Annotated in this window: 15 protein-coding genes and 3 tRNA genes; 4 read left to right on the top strand and 14 right to left on the bottom strand. The window is 37.8% G+C overall.

What is annotated here, in order from left to right; all coding sequences use genetic code 11:
• Positions 1 to 42: 42 nt before the first annotated feature.
• Positions 43 to 1,449, bottom strand: coding sequence for a tRNA lysidine(34) synthetase TilS (tilS, locus tag ACEVFT_RS18935; protein ID WP_393951013.1), 1,407 nt, complete (start codon positions 1,447 to 1,449; stop codon positions 43 to 45).
• Between the two features lie 29 nt (positions 1,450 to 1,478).
• A complete protein-coding gene (locus tag ACEVFT_RS18940) occupies positions 1,479 to 3,872 on the bottom strand; it encodes a SpoIIE family protein phosphatase (protein ID WP_393951014.1) in 2,394 nt (797 codons plus the stop codon).
• Between the two features lie 419 nt (positions 3,873 to 4,291).
• On the opposite strand from ACEVFT_RS18940, the gene ACEVFT_RS18945 reads away from it, so the two are divergent.
• The 4 genes from ACEVFT_RS18945 (at position 4,292) to ACEVFT_RS18960 (ending at position 4,935) form a co-directional block, all read left to right on the top strand.
• Positions 4,292 to 4,366, top strand: a tRNA-Gly gene (locus ACEVFT_RS18945).
• An 11-nt stretch (positions 4,367 to 4,377) separates the two neighbouring features.
• A tRNA-Met gene (locus ACEVFT_RS18950) sits at positions 4,378 to 4,454 on the top strand.
• Positions 4,455 to 4,458: 4 nt separating this feature from the next.
• Positions 4,459 to 4,530: transfer RNA gene (locus ACEVFT_RS18955), tRNA-Glu, on the top strand.
• 153 nt (positions 4,531 to 4,683) lie between these two features.
• On the top strand, positions 4,684 to 4,935 hold the full coding sequence (locus tag ACEVFT_RS18960; protein ID WP_205446366.1) for a hypothetical protein: 252 nt from the start codon (positions 4,684 to 4,686) through the stop codon (positions 4,933 to 4,935).
• A gap of 86 nt (positions 4,936 to 5,021) precedes the next feature.
• On the opposite strand, the gene ACEVFT_RS18965 is transcribed toward ACEVFT_RS18960, so the two are convergent.
• From ACEVFT_RS18965 to ACEVFT_RS19020, 12 genes are all read right to left on the bottom strand, one after another.
• The gene (locus ACEVFT_RS18965) at positions 5,022 to 5,450 is read right to left on the bottom strand and encodes a S1 domain-containing RNA-binding protein (RefSeq protein ID WP_004229154.1); all 429 of its coding nucleotides are present in this window, start codon (positions 5,448 to 5,450) and stop codon (positions 5,022 to 5,024) included.
• 134 nt (positions 5,451 to 5,584) lie between these two features.
• Entirely contained in the window at positions 5,585 to 5,989 is a 405-nt protein-coding gene (locus ACEVFT_RS18970) for an FtsB family cell division protein (protein WP_393951015.1), read from the bottom strand.
• A 17-nt stretch (positions 5,990 to 6,006) separates the two neighbouring features.
• Entirely contained in the window at positions 6,007 to 6,498 is a 492-nt protein-coding gene (gene yabQ, locus ACEVFT_RS18975) for a spore cortex biosynthesis protein YabQ (RefSeq protein ID WP_205446365.1), read from the bottom strand.
• Positions 6,495 to 6,794 carry a sporulation protein YabP gene (gene yabP, locus ACEVFT_RS18980; RefSeq protein WP_004229167.1) on the bottom strand — a complete coding sequence of 100 codons (300 nt, stop codon included), beginning with the start codon at positions 6,792 to 6,794 and terminating at the stop codon, positions 6,495 to 6,497. Before yabP ends, yabQ begins: the two co-directional genes overlap by 4 nt.
• A gap of 147 nt (positions 6,795 to 6,941) precedes the next feature.
• Positions 6,942 to 7,232, bottom strand: a complete 291-nt coding sequence (locus ACEVFT_RS18985) for an RNA-binding S4 domain-containing protein (protein WP_205446364.1) — start codon at positions 7,230 to 7,232, stop codon at positions 6,942 to 6,944.
• 4 nt (positions 7,233 to 7,236) lie between these two features.
• Positions 7,237 to 8,697 carry a bifunctional methyltransferase/pyrophosphohydrolase YabN gene (gene yabN / locus ACEVFT_RS18990; RefSeq protein ID WP_205446363.1) on the bottom strand — a complete coding sequence of 487 codons (1,461 nt, stop codon included), beginning with the start codon at positions 8,695 to 8,697 and terminating at the stop codon, positions 7,237 to 7,239.
• 9 nt (positions 8,698 to 8,706) lie between these two features.
• Positions 8,707 to 10,329 (bottom strand): putative polysaccharide biosynthesis protein, encoded by a 1,623-nt coding sequence (locus ACEVFT_RS18995; protein WP_393951016.1) that lies wholly within the window; start codon positions 10,327 to 10,329, stop codon positions 8,707 to 8,709.
• Positions 10,330 to 10,487: 158 nt separating this feature from the next.
• Entirely contained in the window at positions 10,488 to 11,024 is a 537-nt protein-coding gene (spoVT, locus tag ACEVFT_RS19000) for a stage V sporulation protein T (RefSeq protein ID WP_004229174.1), read from the bottom strand.
• 307 nt (positions 11,025 to 11,331) lie between these two features.
• A complete protein-coding gene (mfd, locus tag ACEVFT_RS19005; RefSeq protein ID WP_205446361.1) occupies positions 11,332 to 14,844 on the bottom strand; it encodes a transcription-repair coupling factor in 3,513 nt (1,170 codons plus the stop codon).
• Positions 14,845 to 14,986: 142 nt separating this feature from the next.
• Complete coding sequence (locus tag ACEVFT_RS19010; RefSeq protein ID WP_016993788.1) at positions 14,987 to 15,214, bottom strand: anti-sigma-F factor Fin; 228 nt, start codon at positions 15,212 to 15,214, stop codon at positions 14,987 to 14,989.
• Between the two features lie 241 nt (positions 15,215 to 15,455).
• Positions 15,456 to 16,022: an aminoacyl-tRNA hydrolase gene (pth, locus tag ACEVFT_RS19015; RefSeq protein ID WP_205446360.1), complete on the bottom strand. Its 567-nt coding sequence runs from the start codon at positions 16,020 to 16,022 to the stop codon at positions 15,456 to 15,458.
• A 148-nt stretch (positions 16,023 to 16,170) separates the two neighbouring features.
• Positions 16,171 to 16,761 (bottom strand): 50S ribosomal protein L25/general stress protein Ctc, encoded by a 591-nt coding sequence (locus tag ACEVFT_RS19020; protein WP_393951017.1) that lies wholly within the window; start codon positions 16,759 to 16,761, stop codon positions 16,171 to 16,173.
• Positions 16,762 to 17,001: the final 240 nt, after the last annotated feature.

Below are 17,001 nucleotides of genomic sequence, written 5' to 3' on the forward strand. Positions count from 1 at the left end.
AAAAATCTTCAACCTATTACGTTGAAATATTTTACAAAGACCTTAGTCTACGATGAGCACTGTATCATCGTTTGGTTGCGGAGTGGTTGAAAAAAATATTCCCATACGCACACCAATTACCGCTACCACCTCATCAGATTGAGAAATCAGTAACGGCCAGCTATTTCGCTCATTTAAAGGAATCTTTTCATCTATAAAAAGGCGAGATAAGCGTTTTGGCTGATCCATTCCTTTTAACAGCATTCTATCTCCATCCCTGCGTGCCCGAACATAGAGCGGTAGGTGGAGTTTGCTAGCGTTAAAATAAAAAAGTTGTGCAGTATCCGTCAGCAATTCAGACGATAAATCATGCAAATTGACTACGCGTAAGCGCTCACCATTTGTCAGTGTTGTCCAGCCATTAGCAGTCGAAATAACCTGGTTTTCAGGAGAAGCTCGGCCTTCTAACGGCTCATTTTTCTGAATCGTTAATTTCCCATAACGGCGAACTGCTAGAAAATCTTCAGGTAAGTGAATTTCAGCATACCCTGCTGTTGTATCACAAAGCTTTAAAATTGAAGTCAATAAGGCATAACTTTGTATCGTATTTGAATCTTTGTAAAGATAGTTTAATAGTATTAAAATGAGCCTCCTTTGTAAAGCAAGTGGTACCAATTGAAAAGCCTCAATTTCCATGCTATATGTATTTTCGTTACTTCTTATGATAATTTGGGAAAATACATCTTGGGCCAATGTCATTAAAAAGGTATCGTCTTCTTGCAATTGCTTTGTGAAATGGGTCACCTGTTCAGTCACTCGCGGATTTTCTGCCTCCAGTAATGGTACCACATGATGTCTAAAACGATTGCGTACATAGGTATCTTTGGAATTGCTTGCATCTTCTCGATAATCCAAACCTTTTCTAAGTAAATATTCCCCTATTTCAGACTTTGTAACCGTTAAAAACGGACGAATTAATGATTTTCCTTCAAAAAGTCTTTGTGGACGTATGCCTTGCATACTATTCATTGTTGCATTTTTTGTAAGGGCCATTAATACTGATTCCAGTTGGTCATCCGCATGATGTGCAGTTACAAGCTTATTAGCATTTGTTTTTTGCAAAACTTCTTTGAAATATCGATACCTTTCCCTACGACAAATTAACTGTGTATTACCGTTTTCCTGTGCCATAATTGCTGGTATTGGAATTTCCGTAGCATGTAAGTAAACACCATTATCGTCACAATATTTTTGAACAAAAGCTCTATCCTCAGCAGAGGCTTCCCCTCTCAACATATGATCAACATGTACAGCCTCCACCTGAATGTTCCACTGCTCCTGTGTTTGAACAAAGTAATGAAGTAAAGCCATAGAGTCTACCCCACCCGAAACGGCGATGAGAAGATGGTCGCCTTGCTGTAATAATTGCTCTTCTTCAATAAATGTTTTGACCTTTAATTCAAATGACAAACGCTTCTCCTCCCCTTTTCGTTGTTATTTTATGATGATTTACTCATAGAATACTGAGCTGGCCTAAAAACAGCCCATGTCGGTACAACATGCGTCACCTCTAACATTAATACTGTACAGTCATCTTCTATTTCAAAATAACCTTGGAATGATTGCATAATGGTTGTTAGCTTTTCTTGAATGGTTTTATTTGTACTTGCTACCTGCTGTGCGAAAGCTAAAAATGTCTCCTCTTGTTCATCCCAATCAGCTACACTTGAGAACAGGCCGTCTGAATGCATTAAAATAACGTCTCCTGCCTTTAGTTTTCTTTTTTCAGCTTCAACTGTTGAAATAGATAGGAATCCTACAGGTGCTGCATTACTTTCAACTTTCAGTACCTCTTTACCACGCAAAATGTAGGTTGACATTCCACCAGCCTTCCACGACCACAAATCGCCGTGCTGTAAATCGACAAGTGCAAAATCAAGAGTTGCATACATATCATCTTGTTGCTTTAATGCCATGACATAATGGAGCGTATGCATGGCAGTTTCTGGATTCATATTGTAATTTAGACACTCTCGCATCAAATGGATCAATTTTCTACTTTCATGTTGTGCTTCTTTACTTTGCCCCATACCATCAGACAGCAAAATTGCAAATAATCCAGGATGCAATTGGAAAAGGGCATGAGAATCGCCCGAGTATAATGTTGCATCTTTAGACATGCTATATATATCATACTCTACTTCAAAGCTAATAGCTGATCTAAAGCATATTTGAACATGACGAAACGGTATTTCACAGGCTACTACTTTTTCAATTTCAAAAGGTTCATCAAATATTTCATAAAGAATCGGCAGAATCATACGTTCAGCTAATGTCGTATCTTTCTCCCAATTGACACGTGCTGGTGCTAAGGCACAAACAATCTTTCTTGCTCCTGGTTTATTGCTTAAGACATCAAGTTGAAAACATTCAATATTGGCCTCCTTTAAGCGTTCAACAATGTCCTTTTCAACACTTACAAAAGAAATTGTATCCTCCTTCATCTCAGCAATTAGCTGATTCAAATGATTACTCATATCTCGAAGTTGTAAGGCAATCATTTTTTTACCATGGAAATATTGCCCGTTAATGCGTTCTCTATAGAGCTCTGTATCTAATTCCTCAAAAATTTTCGTGGATTTCACGCATTTATAGCGTATTTGTTCTTCTACACGATGAATAGCTGATTCCTTTCCTACTCCTTTCATATGAAACCAATCTGTCATCAGCTTGTCCATACCATTATTTTGCGCTCCCCAGCAATGATCGTAACGGAAACAACTTAAACAAGTATTCATTGGCGCTACTTCCTTTGCTGCTTCTACTGGTGCCGTCATAAAGCGATCAAACACAAGCTCCTTCATGAATTGCACAAAATGCTGAAAGTGCTCTAATTTATACGTTACATGTTCCGTTAACCAATTCTGTCGGGCTAGTAAAATCTCCTCTCGTTGTGGAAAGAGCTTGTCCCTTACCTTATCTGAATATTTCTTTGGAATTGTTAGAAATAGAATACTCCCAATGGCAATTGAGGTGAAATAAACACTATCTAAAGGCAATGTGGCGTCATAAAATAGAAAAAATACACTCGGTAAAATACTACCGATAGCAACACCAAATCTACCACCCTTCGCTCCCATACCCGCACACAATCCTGTTAAGGTAGCAACCGAGAGCATACCCGTAAACGAAAGCTTGGCCACACCGATAAGAGTCCCTAGTACTGCTCCAATAACAGTTGCTAACGGAACACTTCCAACCAATGCACCAAAACAGATAAAGAGCTGCAGTAAAAAAATAGGGAGTGAAAAATAGCTAATTACAACTGCTTGCATCCCGGTAAGCATGGCTGCAAAGACGACTAATCCTGAACCTAGTTTTTCATATGTCCAATGCGTCGTAAACCATTCATACGAGTTAACAAATAGTACCTGCATAAACAATGTCATAATAAGAGCTAAAGCTGCTTCACAGCCCACATAAAATTGTACAAGCACTGGTGGTAAGCCTTGATACATCACTCCTTGCCACATTATTTGTACCAGTAATACAGCTAAAGACACCGCAATACTTTGGGGCAGTTGCCAGTAACGGAAACGCATAATACATTCATACAGGAAGATTTGTAAAGCGAGAATAAGGACTTGTCCAAAGCCCAGAAAAAAGCAACCCGCTAAACTCCCAAATAAAACAAATTTGGCATACTCCCTATATTTCGTTCGGATAATGGCCCAAAAAGGAACTGAGAACGGTACAGTCGCTTCAAATACAACAGATTGAGCCAAGAAAAAGGCTGTTAAAAAAAAGAGAGAGCCTATTAGGATCTGCTTCTTTTTCAAACCTATTTTTTGGTCATCTACATTCGTTGTATTATACCATTCAATACTTGTCATTTAACTATCCCCTTTCCGCACTTTTGGTTATTATAAAAAATTATGTGTGGAAAGATTGTCTGACGTTGACATAAAAAAATATAAATATTTCGACTAATAGCTATTCATAAATACGAGAACTGGCAACAATTTCTATAGTAAAGGGCTGTTAATCAAAAGAAATATTGAAAAATCTATTTATTGAAGCAAAATAGTAATCACTTACTATTGGTCTTAAACCCTAATTTGAAGGGATTTTGCGTACTATTAGTGCCTTTATTCAGCTATTCCCCCCGATACATTTCTACGTAAGAACTAAAAATCCGCTAAAATATCCTGCTATGTTAATTCTCCTAAAATATCTTTAAATATTTTTTAATAAACCTACTTGACACTAGCACGATTGGCTTGTATTATTTAACTTGTTGCTTAAACGACATGCGGAAGTAGTTCAGTGGTAGAACACCACCTTGCCAAGGTGGGGGTCGCGAGTTCGAACCTCGTCTTCCGCTCCATTTATAAATTTGGCGGCCTAGCTCAGCTGGCTAGAGCGTACGGTTCATACCCGTAAGGTCGGGGGTTCGATCCCCTCGGCCGCCACCATATAGGCCCGTTGGTCAAGTGGTTAAGACACCGCCCTTTCACGGCGGTAACACGGGTTCGAATCCCGTACGGGTCATCTCAAATAGGCATCTCAGAATCTAGTTCTGAGATGCCTATTTTTATTTTACCCATCAGATAATTCTATCCGTCAGCTCAACTAAAGCTATGTGATAGAGTATAAAAATATGGCATACTAGTAAAAAGAGTGTTTTTAGGAGGTTTAATTCCCTTGAGTGCATTAACAAAGGCTGCTTTAATTTGCGGAAGTGGCTCAATGATTATTCTTATTTCAATTCTAATAAACTTACCGTTTTTTGTTCAAATAATCCTATTGCTTTGTGGACTAGCTGTGAGTGTATATGGTGTTTCTTTACTTGTCAAAATGGTAATCCATCCAGTGAAGAAAGAATCCATAGGTCCTTCAGATGAAAAAATGATAACACCCACAAAAAAGAAAAAGAGACCTTCTTCTACTTTGTAGGTACATTAAAAAAGGGAGTAGCTTTTTAAAAAGCTACTCCCAACTCTATTTCATACACTTTTTCTACGATTAAAACAGTCAGCAAACTACCCTCTTCTAGCTCCGCGACCTCCGCGTTTTGATTCTGTAGCACGTTTAAGTGTTGCTAGACGTTCATCACTATCTTTTAAGAAGCGTGCCATTTTTTGCTCAAAATTTTCTTTTGGCTGGTGGCGTTCGTTGCGATCATTAGAACGATTATCACGACGTGGGCGTGCTGGACGCTCTGGTCTCTCAGCTTGAGGCTTTGCTTTACGGATTGAAAGACCAATCTTTCCGTCCGCTTCAACATTCATCACTTTTACTTCAACTTCATCTCCAACTTTTAGATGCTCATTGATATCTTTTACATAATTGTCAGCAACTTCACTAATGTGAACTAAGCCTGTTTTGCCATCTGGCAGCTCAACGAATGCTCCAAAATTTGTGATTCCTGTTACTTTACCTTGTACCTTGCTGCCTACTTCAATTGACATAAAAAAAATGCTCCTCCTTAAAAATTAAGCGACTCTTTTGAGCCATGTAATCAATTTAATCAAACTTTTTACTGCAATAAGCTTCTCTTTTCATTATATATAACAATAAAAGAGTGTCAACAATACATAGCTTTTCAGTCGTCTTTTTTATCTTCCTTATCTGGAATTATGAAAATAATCTCACCTTTTTCCGATAAGTAGTACTCTTTTCTTAATAGCTTTGCGATATATTCATCATCCTGTAATTGTTTGATTTTAAGATTTAATGTATCTTGTTCTTCTTTCAATTCAGTGAGATGCTGATTCGCTTCTTCCTTGGATTTATCTTTTGCTGCTAATGTTTCATTTTGATGTGACAGCACATTTAAGAGAAGAGCAATAATAATGACTGGTACAATCGCAAAAAAGACAATACGACGTATTTTACGTTTTCGAGCCTGTTGTTTGCGATTTATAGCTCTATCCGTGTTACGGACATAGTCATTATCAAGCTTCGTGAAGTTTTGTGATTCATCATTTGATGAATGACGTCTAGTCATGCCCGCACCTCCGAAAATTATTGTTGCTTTTTATTATACTTCAAATATCGTAATTTTTTTAAAAAAGTGTAGGACAAATACGAATAAATTTTGACAAAAGGTCTTATAACAAACATAACAATATTTATGAATAATTGCAAAATTTGTCGAATAACAGTAACTATGAAGCGTACAATGAACCAGAAGGGTCTCCATGTTATATTCACCAAAATTCTAGCAACGAAACGTAAAAAGGTTTGAAAAAACGTTTGATACAAAAAAATTCCGGCTATTTGCGCTAGCGGGTCATAAGCCCGCCAAGCGCCATCTTTTAGCCAAAATAATAAATAGTATGTCAATCCTCCAAGTAGAATCCATGCTATTAACTCAACAACCATCATCCACTTTCGAAGGCTTGACCTTTTTGGAGTTGAAAAAACAATGAGCCTTATACTATCAATTATGAAACCAACTGCTATACCGCTCAAAACCATGACAATTAATTGGTAAAATTGTTCACTGACAATCATCCAAATAACTTATGAAGGAAACCTTTCGAGAAGCCACTTTCCTCCTCGTCATACTGTAAGGTTTTTACAGTTCCTTCAAGCGTCAATAATCCTTTGTCAACATCTAAATGAACGATATGCAGTTCCTCTCCACGGATTAACAAGTGCCCTTGGGACGTCTTAATGAAAAACTCTTCCTGATCAAAGCGTTCAATTGATTTTACAGAAGTCATGTCCATTCTTTTACGATTACGAATCGTTAAAATATGCTCTCCAGATGGAATTGTGTAACGATTACTTTCTTGATGTAGCGTCATTTTTTTCCTCCTTTAGTCGTCCTAGCTTCTGTTCACTTTATGCGGACAACCTTCAAAGCATGACAACTTTATTTAAGTTGTGTAATACTTTCACCCACAAAAAGAAAGGTGGGACAACATTAGGAGGGCTAGAAATTAAATTTAGCTTTATTCCTCATCATCAATAAATTCAGGCTCAATCTTATCCAGTCGTTCTTCTTTCAAAATGGTAAACATTTTTGCTGCATCTTCTTTTTTCACAGTATCACGTAATTCTTCTACACGTGCTGTTACTATTTTTTGACCGAAACGGATTGCAAGCTCATCACCTGCTTTTACTGAACTGCTTGCTTTTGCAATCTTTTCATTGATTGTGATACGGCCCTGATCTGCCACTTCTTTGGCTAAAGTGCGGCGCTTTATTAAACGGGATACTTTTAAAAACTTATCTAATCTCATATTCTTACTCCTTTTCTAGTTGCTTTGCTTCATTCCAAAATGCATCTAATTGTTCTAATGTAAAATCGGAAAATGGTTTTCCACTTGCCTTTACCTGTTGCTCAACATAGCCGAAACGCCTTGCAAATTTCTCATTTGCATGTAGCATAGCTTCTTCTGGTGACAATTTATAGAAACGCGCTAAGTTTACTAGCGTGAACAGCACATCACCAAATTCATCAAGACGAGATGCATTAGAGCCTTTCGTCACCTCATGGCGAAATTCCTGCCACTCCTCGGCAAATTTATCCCATGCTCCCTCCACATCTGGCCAGTCAAAGCCCACTTTTGCAGCTCTTTTTTGATAGTTATAGGCTGTTTGTAACGCAGATGATGCTCTATACTCTTCATCTAATAACGCTTTATCGCTAGTTCCCTTTTCTTCAGCCTTGATGGCCTCCCAATTAGCCACAACACTATCTGCATCTTCTACTGTAACATCCCCAAAAACGTGAGGATGGCGACGAATCATTTTTTCACTGATTGAAGCTAACACATCTTCAAGTGTAAAGTAGCCTTGATCTTCTCCTATTTGTGCATGTAAAAATACTTGTAACAACACATCTCCTAGTTCCTCAATCATTGCAAAATCATCTTCAGCATCTACCGCAGCCAAGTATTCATGTGCTTCTTCAAGTAAGTATTTTTTTAACGAATCATGTGTTTGCTTTTGATCCCAAGGACAACCATTCGGACCTCTCAGCGTTGCAATGATTTGGCGGAATGTTGTCCAATCTCTTAATGACTCCTCCTGTGATTTCACAGGTGGTACATAGACCGTTGTTAAATTATTTACTTCTACACTCTGATCGAGTTCATAGAGTGGCACTGTGACAATCTGTTCTTGTGAAGATCCTGCAGCTGTCACAACCGTCACAGGATATTCATCATCGTATTTCTCCATCAACGTCAGCTTCACTTCTGATGCACTGAATGTATCGTATACTTGAGCAATTAAGATATGCTGACGCATGTTAATGTCATGCATTGAAAAGCTGGTACCATCAAGTAATTGAAAGCCTTCAATTGGATCAATTTTTAATGCGCCAAAAATTGGATCTAAGAAACTCTGACCACCCTCAATGACTAGCTCAATTTTCCCTTCATTTGCTGCTGCAATAAGCAATTGCACTGTTTGCTCTGCAACTAATGGGTGGCCAGGCACAGCATACATAATATCCTCAACAGCTGTAGCCTCCATAAGGGAATCAGCTATTTCCTCATAAACAGGTTGGAATGTATCGTGTTTTTCGTATACATTGTCAAAGCTTTCGAATTCTACACCCTCTGCTGCTAATTCCTCTAAAACCGGATGATCCACTGTACGTACATATAATTTGTTTGCAGTCTTTAATTTTTTATAAACACCCATTTGCAGCTGATTAAAGTCCCCTGCACCTAAGCCAATAATTGTTAATGTATTCAATATCCACACCTACTTCTTTGAATTTAGCCAAAGTTGGTAAACAGCCATTCTACGTCCAAACGGCAATAAATACCACTCTTTTTCTACTAATACTCGTTTCTTGGCAATGATTGTAAGCATAACAAACGCCCCAATAGATACTGCCGTCAAGCCCGCCACCATAGCTATCATTCGTGAAGACATCAGATGGTTTAAAAAGGCCGACACTAGCTGTAACCATACAAGCACGACGATTGCCATACTGAAAGATGCCATCCCTACTTTTTTATAAAAAGCGCCTGTGGCTAATTGGATGCCAGTCAATGTTTTTAAATAAATAATCAGCAAGATTGCTGTTAATAATAATCCTATATCATTAGCGATGGCAGCGCCTAGTACACCTAACCAACCGATTAATCGTACATTTAAAATCATTTTTAATAGAAAACCTAATATTAAAAATAAAGCTGGTTTTTTTAATTTTCCATAGCCTTGTAAGATTGCTGTAAATGTAAGAATAATCGACAATGGGACGATTTGGAATACATAGACAATCAATACCTCGGATAAGGAATTGGTTTTAAAAAGCATTTCATTTAAATAAGGCATAACTAGCATTAAGCCTAGTGCAGCAGACCAGCCGAACAGTACGGATGCTTTGTATGTTAATTGTATAAATGGAACTGCACTTCGTCCCTCTTGTTTTTTCGACAAATGGGCAACAAGTGGCACAATGGCCAGCGACAATGAGGATGCAATGACAACACCTAATTGAACTAACGGTTGTCCTCGATCATAAATCCCCTTCGTTTCCTTCGCTATTGTAGGAGTCATGCCATGATCAACTAATGATGAATAGATCGTAAATGAATCGACTAACTGATAACCGAGTAGTAGTAGACCGCTCATACTGACACTCAAACTCAGCCATGTGACCTCTTTAATGATAGGCAAACTTGGATTACGATGTAGATATTGTTTAACTTGCAGTAAACCAAAACGTTTATACGAGATATAAACAAGTAATAACAAGGCCGTAATTTCTCCAATTACTGTACCGATAACAGCCATTCTTCCCGCACCATAAAGTGATTTTGTAGTTGTCATAATAATAAAGGTCCCCGTCAAAATAACAGTTACTCTCACTGCTTGTTCAAGTACTTGAGCATAAGCAATGGGCTCCATAATTCCTCTTGATTGAAAGCTACCTTTCAAAATAGCCAGCGCCGGCATAACCAATACTACAAGGGAGCCTGTGCGAATCAATGGTGCCAATTGAATGTCTCCCATCAACTGGGCGATCTTTTCAGCACCTCCAAATAAAACAGCAAAAAACAGTAGTGATAGTACCGTCAAATACCTGAAAACAACCCGCATAATAGTGCTACGTCTTTCATCACGTTCTATTGTATCAACAATGCAATCATTGTCTGCAAGCATTTTAGAAATGGCTACAGCAAAGCCACTAGAAGTCCAAACAACGAAGATTGATATAACTGGATATACCTGTTGATAGATATAAAAGCCTTCATCACCAACTAGATTTTGAAAAGGCACACGATAAATGGCACTAAGAACTTTTACAATAAGGGCCGCTATCGTCAATAAGGCAGCACCCTTCATGTAGCTTTTCATACCAAAACGTTGCGACATAAATTGCCCTCTTTCCTTCTTAACAATGCCAATAGTATAGCATATCTCAAAAGTTTGACGCTTCAAGTAGCACTACTGTTCCTATAATGATCAATCTTTATGTACGCAAAAAAGTTATTGTTCAGCCTTAAAGGTCTTCGCAATAACTTTTCCATGCATCAACTATTCATTTGTTTAGCTAAGAAGTTTGCAGCGGTTTCCACTACTTTGACTTCTACCTCACCCACAAAATGTACTTTAGACAATACGATAATACAGCCGATCGGATCACCATTCACCATTATAGGTGTCGCACAATATGACTTTACTTGCTCATATTGCCCAGGAACAATTTCAATCGTTGTCTCCATTTTTTCAATTTTTGTAGAGCGCTCGTCCATAAAACTTTCCGCAAAGGACGTAATGCGACGATTAATATATTCCTTTTTCCCAATCCCTGCAACAGCGATTACTTCATCACGGTCAGTGACAAACGCCGGTGTGCCCATTGTTTCATAAAGTGTTTCAACATATTCTCTTGCAAATTCCCCCAAATCATTGATGGGAGAATATTTTTTTAAAATGACTTCGCCTTCTCGGTCCGTATAAATTTCAAGCGGGTCGCCTTCACGAATACGTAGCGTCCTACGAATTTCTTTTGGAATAACTACACGCCCTAAATCATCAATACGACGAACAATTCCTGTTGCCTTCATTCTAATGCCTCGCTTTCGCTACAATGAAATTTTTATTCAACTATAGTATGGTTTTTATTTAAGCAATCTATGCAAAAACTGAAGAAAAAGGATTTCACAACCAACAATTTTTTTCAAAAAAGCAGTATTACATCAATCAACTCCTTATTAGATTACCCAAGGAATAAGTTTCTATAATTAATTCATAAAAAATATTGGAAAAAATCAATTATTCCTCCGCTCAATGTGTTCCAGATGTTGTTTACTGAATCAACATAAAAAAAGGCCATCTTATCTTTTACAGTAAAAGATAAGATTAGCCTTTTGACTATTGCTGCTTTTTTGCTTTATCAATAATTTGCATTAGTTCTTCCAACATATCAAAGGGTTGATATTTCCCACTCTTGCGTTCATCTATTGTTAATTTTAATTGCATGCCATCCATACCAAAACCAACAGCACGCTCAAACTTCATCGACTCTTCAATAATCTTACTGCCATCGACATTTGTTGTCCCTTGTTCCGACAATAGTATTGTAATAAGTTTTTGCTTCTCCTTTACAGATACTACTCCCGCATCTAAGCCCCAAACTTTCATTCTTGCTATTCGAAGTAAACGCTCTGTTTCAATTGGAAGATCGCCAAATCGATCCTCTAATTCCTCCATGATTTCGTCATACTCCTCCACCTGATCCATGGCCTTAATTCGTTTATACATTTGGATTTTTTGATATCCATCTGGAATATAGACGTCTGGAATATACGCATCAATACTCAGCAAAATTTCAATATCTGGCTTTTCTTCTTTTTTCACGCCTGTTTGACGTTCAGCAATGGCATCCTGAAGCATTTGAGAATATAAATCAAAGCCGACTGAATCAATAAAGCCATGTTGCTGGGCTCCAAGTAAGTTTCCTGCTCCTCGAATAGATAAATCTCGCATCGCAATTTTAAAGCCTGAGCCAAGCTCTGTAAATTCTTTAATTGCCTGCAAACGTTGCTCCGCTACATCTGTCAAAACTTTGTCGCGTTGGTACATAAAATACGCATAGGCTACTCTGTTAGAACGTCCAACGCGCCCACGTAATTGGTAGAGCTGGGCTAAGCCCATGCGATCAGCATCATGGACAATTAATGTATTTACATTTGGTATATCGACACCTGTCTCGATAATCGTTGTTGTGACAAGCACATCATAGTCACCCTCTAAAAAGGCTAAAATCACTGATTCTAGCTCTGATTCTGTCATTTTTCCATGAGCAAAGCCTATACGTGCTTCTGGGACGAGCACTTGAATCTCCTCAACCCTTCGAGCCATATCTTCAACACGGTTATATAAATAAAACACTTGTCCGCCACGTGCCATTTCTCTCTCAATAGCTTCTCGCACTAATGCACCACTGTGTTCCATCACATATGTTTGAACCGGGAAACGATTAGCAGGAGGCGTTTCAATAACAGATAAATCTCGGACCCCTACCATTGACATATGAAGTGTCCTCGGGATTGGTGTAGCCGTTAAAGTTAAGACATCGACATTTGTCTTTAACTGCTTAATTTTTTCCTTATGTGTCACACCAAAACGTTGCTCTTCATCCACAATTAACAGACCAAGGTCTTGGAAAATTAAATCTTTGGATAAAATGCGGTGTGTTCCAATAACTATATCGACTCGGCCTTCTTTTAATCCTTTTAATGTGGCTGTTTGCTCCTTTTTCGTACGGAAGCGAGATAACACTCCAACATTAATAGCAAAATCCTGAAAGCGCTCACGAATAGTCTCATAATGTTGCTGGGCTAAGATGGTTGTAGGGACAAGGAATGCCACTTGTTTACCATCTTGAATAGCCTTAAATGCGGCACGAATGGCTACCTCTGTTTTACCATAGCCTACATCACCACATACTAAACGGTCCATAGGGCGTTCACGTTCCATATCTCGTTTTACTTCAACAATTGAACGTAGCTGATCCTCTGTTTCCTCATAGGGGAACATCGCCTCAAAATTACGTTGATCATCATTATCAGGTGTAAAAGCATGCCCTTTCTCTGCTTCACGCTTTGCATACAGCTTTATTAAATCATCTGCAATATCCTGTACAGCAGAAGATACCTTCGCTTTAGCCTTTTTCCACTCAGCTCCACCTAATTTATGTAGCTTTGGTTCACGATCCTCTGACGCCACATATTTTTGGATTAAATCTATTTGCTCTACAGGTACATATAATTTATCGTCTGCACGATATCGTATATGCAAGTAATCCTTATGTGTACCATTGACCTCTAATGTTTCTACACCAATATATTTACCAATCCCATGATGAACATGTACAACATAATCACCTGGCTTAATTTCCGTATAACTTTTAATACGTTCAGCATTGGTCATTTTTTGTGTACGTGCTTTTTTCTTTACCTGCTGTTTAAAGAGCTCATCTTCTGTCACAATTGCTAAACGCTGTAGAGGTAATTCAAAGCCACTCGACAAGCCACCATCTATAATATAAATACCAGGTTCTGTTGGTTCACCTAATGACGTATGAATATCGTATTCTTCAAGCATTTGCTGCACTTTTTTCACTCGTTCTTTATCTCTTGCCACGATTAGAACGGTAAATTTACCAAGTAACCAGCGTTCAACCTCACTTTGAAGCAAGGACATTTGACCATGAAATTGCTGCATAGGCTTGCAGGAAAAATTCGTCGTTTTATTAAACGTAATCCCCGCAAATGTTCGCGAAAATAATGAAAATGAAAGCTTTTGTTGTGACAACATCGCCTGTATTTCTTTTAATGAGAAGGCAGGTTTGACATCATGAACCATTTTTCCTTCTTCAATTAAAGATAAAAACCATTCATCTTCTTCGCGTTCCCACGCATCCATTACCTCTTGAATACGTCCAAGTTCGTCAAAAAGGACAATACCATCATGTTCAAAATAATCTCCCAAATAGGCTGTTTTATCATATAATAATGAGCCATATTTGTTTACGTAATCAGGTAGATTGCCTTGCTGTAACAATTCAATATCATATTGAATATGCTGATACAGGAGTTCCTTTGTCTCCTGCTTTTTTACCTTCTTTAGACTTGCTGCTAACGCCACTTCTAGACGGCCTGCTAATGCCTGTCTTTCTGATTTAGTAAGAATAACCTCAGAAGCAGGAAGAATACGAATTTTTTGTAATTTATCAATAGAACGTTGGTCATCTGCTGAGAATGTTCGAATGGAATCAACCTCTGTATCAAATAATTCTATACGAATAGGTGCTTCCAAATAAGGTGGATAAATATCTAAAATACCCCCACGCAACGCAAACTCTCCAGGTGACGTCACCATCGAATTTCGTACATAGCCCATCTCAACTAATGTTTGTAACCACATATCAATTTCAATATCATCGCCTACGGCTGTTTGTAAAAAATAGTGTAGCCAGTGTTCCTTAGGCTGCATTATTTTACGTAAACCAGCCACAGGTATTACATAGACAGCTTTCTCACCTCTAGCTAAGCAATCAAGCGTCGCGATTCGCTCCGCGCGAAGTTCTGGTGAAGCTACAGAAAGATCGGCTGCAATAAATTCATCAGCTGGGTAATAATGAACATGTTCTTCCCCTAACAATCCAGCAAGCTCATCGACCATTTTTTGTGCCTGCAGTAGATTAGGAGAGACAATGTAGATTGGCTTCTTTACATATTCAAATAACACATCGACCATTACGGGGCGTGCGCTTCCTGTTAAACCTGTAATAAGCTGTGACGCAGTTTGACCGCTCTGAACTTCCTTTAAAAATGATGTAATATGTTTATCCTGCGACACAAGCTGTCGTAAAACCTCCACAGTCAAAAGCTCCTTTCAGCATAAAATTCTATATTTTTATTTCTATCATTCTAGTGCTATTTTACATATTTCTATTAATGGCTAATTTATAAAATGGAAAAAGCCTTGAACACACATATAGTGTGTCAAAGCATCCTTCCAATTATTGAATCCATTTATTGAGTGCGTGATAATCTGGATATTGTCTCAGCGAATCCTCACATTGCTCACAAATGCAGTGCACAGTCGTTTGACCATGTTGATCTTTCTCAACATAATCATCCGCTTCTCCCAATTCGAAAATATGCAACTTTCGAATTGTATCATCTGCATCAAATGGTAGTGTCCCTATTTCTACTTCACAATGCCGACATCGATAGCGAACTGACATCTCCAAATCATCCTCCTTTAAGCAACTTTCTACTTAAAGTATAGACATTTATAAAAAGGATTATGCACTTTTCACTGTCATCATCATTGCAATAACTTGAAAATTAGAGAATTAATTTTTACTTGTAGCGAAGACTATTCACTACAAGCATTAGCTGTAATGATAGTGTAAGGCATTTGATCGCTCACCTTACACCATGCCAATTATCCAAAAACTTTAACAGAAATTTCATTACTTCCATCTATTTGCTTGCGTTAAAGTGATTCATCACATCAAGAAACGGCTTTGAAAGAGATGCTTCAACAGCATTTACTGACTTTACAATAGCGTCTTGCATAAGAACTTGGTCTTCCTTCGAAAATTTCGCTAATACATAGTCTGCTACCTTCATGCCCGCTGGCGGACGATTAATTCCAACTCGAATACGATTAAATTCCTGAGTACCTAAATGTTGAATTAACGATTTAATGCCGTTATGGCCACCTGCACTTCCTTTTTGTCGCAGACGTAATTTACCTGTTTCTAAATCCAAGTCATCATAAATAACAATTAAATCTTCTACCTCAATATCAAAATAATCCATTAGGGGTCCAACACATTCCCCTGATAAATTCATATATGTTAAAGGTTTAACAAGTAGAACCTTTCCTTCTGGTCGATGTACAGTAGTGTACATTCCGTTAAATTTTGAATTTGTTAAAGGCGCCCCCCATTTTTCTGCTAAAGCATCAATTACATCAAAGCCAATATTATGTCTTGTATGTTCATACGGTTTACCTGGGTTTCCTAAACCAACGATAATTTTCATAAGTACCTCGCTTCTTTCAAATCTAATAGTCATTATTTTACCATATAGCACACCTAGAAAGCATTTTGTACAATTGTTAAAGGGCATAAAAAAATAAGGCTAATAAGAAAGCTATAGCCTCCTTATTAGCCTTAACTGTTATTTACTTTTATACTGGCTCTTCTTCACTATCTGTCGTCTCTTCCTCTACAGAAACAGGCGCCACAATAGTTACTAACATATAATCATCTTCACTAATAATTTCAACAGATGTAGCATCTCGAATATCTGCTACTGTTAGCGATTCCCCAATTTTCAATGATGAGATATCCACATCCATTGATTCGGGTAACTCTGCTGGTTTTACTTTTACTTTTAATTCTAAGTTAGGCTGCATTAAAATACCGCCCTCACTCACACCAACTGACTGTCCAAGTAATTTTATTGGGACATCCGCTTCTAGCTCCTCGGCCATATTAATGGCTAAAAAATCAATATGATTTACTTCATCTTTCAATGAACATTGCTGTATCTCTGACACAACAGCATTCACTTTTTTCCCCTCTAACTCTAGTGAAAACACACTGTTTTGCCCATTTTTTTGAATGGATTTTTTAAAATCCTTTGCAGCAATAGAAATTGGGGTTGAATCTACTTTGTAGCCGTAAATAACTGCAGGAATGGCTCCCCCTTTTCTAAGTTGGGTTATTGTTGAACGATGCCCAGTTTCGCGCTTTGTAACACTTAATACTGTACTCATACTTCTTTATTCCCCTTCCAAGAAAATTATTTACGCCTCAACAATAATTCGTTGTAGGCTATGATAATATTTAGCTCTATTTTTTTAAGGTAGAGTAAATATTATTAAGACACATTTTTATTATACCCCTTTGTGAGAAGATTCACACAAAAAACACTCATCTATTTCTTTCCCTTGATGAAATAGTGTCCAATTTATATAGAAAAGACCAATCTACTCAAAGAATAGATTGGTCTCATA

The organism is Lysinibacillus sp. PWR01 (assembly GCF_043359455.1).
In the GTDB taxonomy this organism is placed as follows: Bacteria; Bacillota; Bacilli; order Bacillales_A; family Planococcaceae; genus Lysinibacillus; species Lysinibacillus fusiformis_F.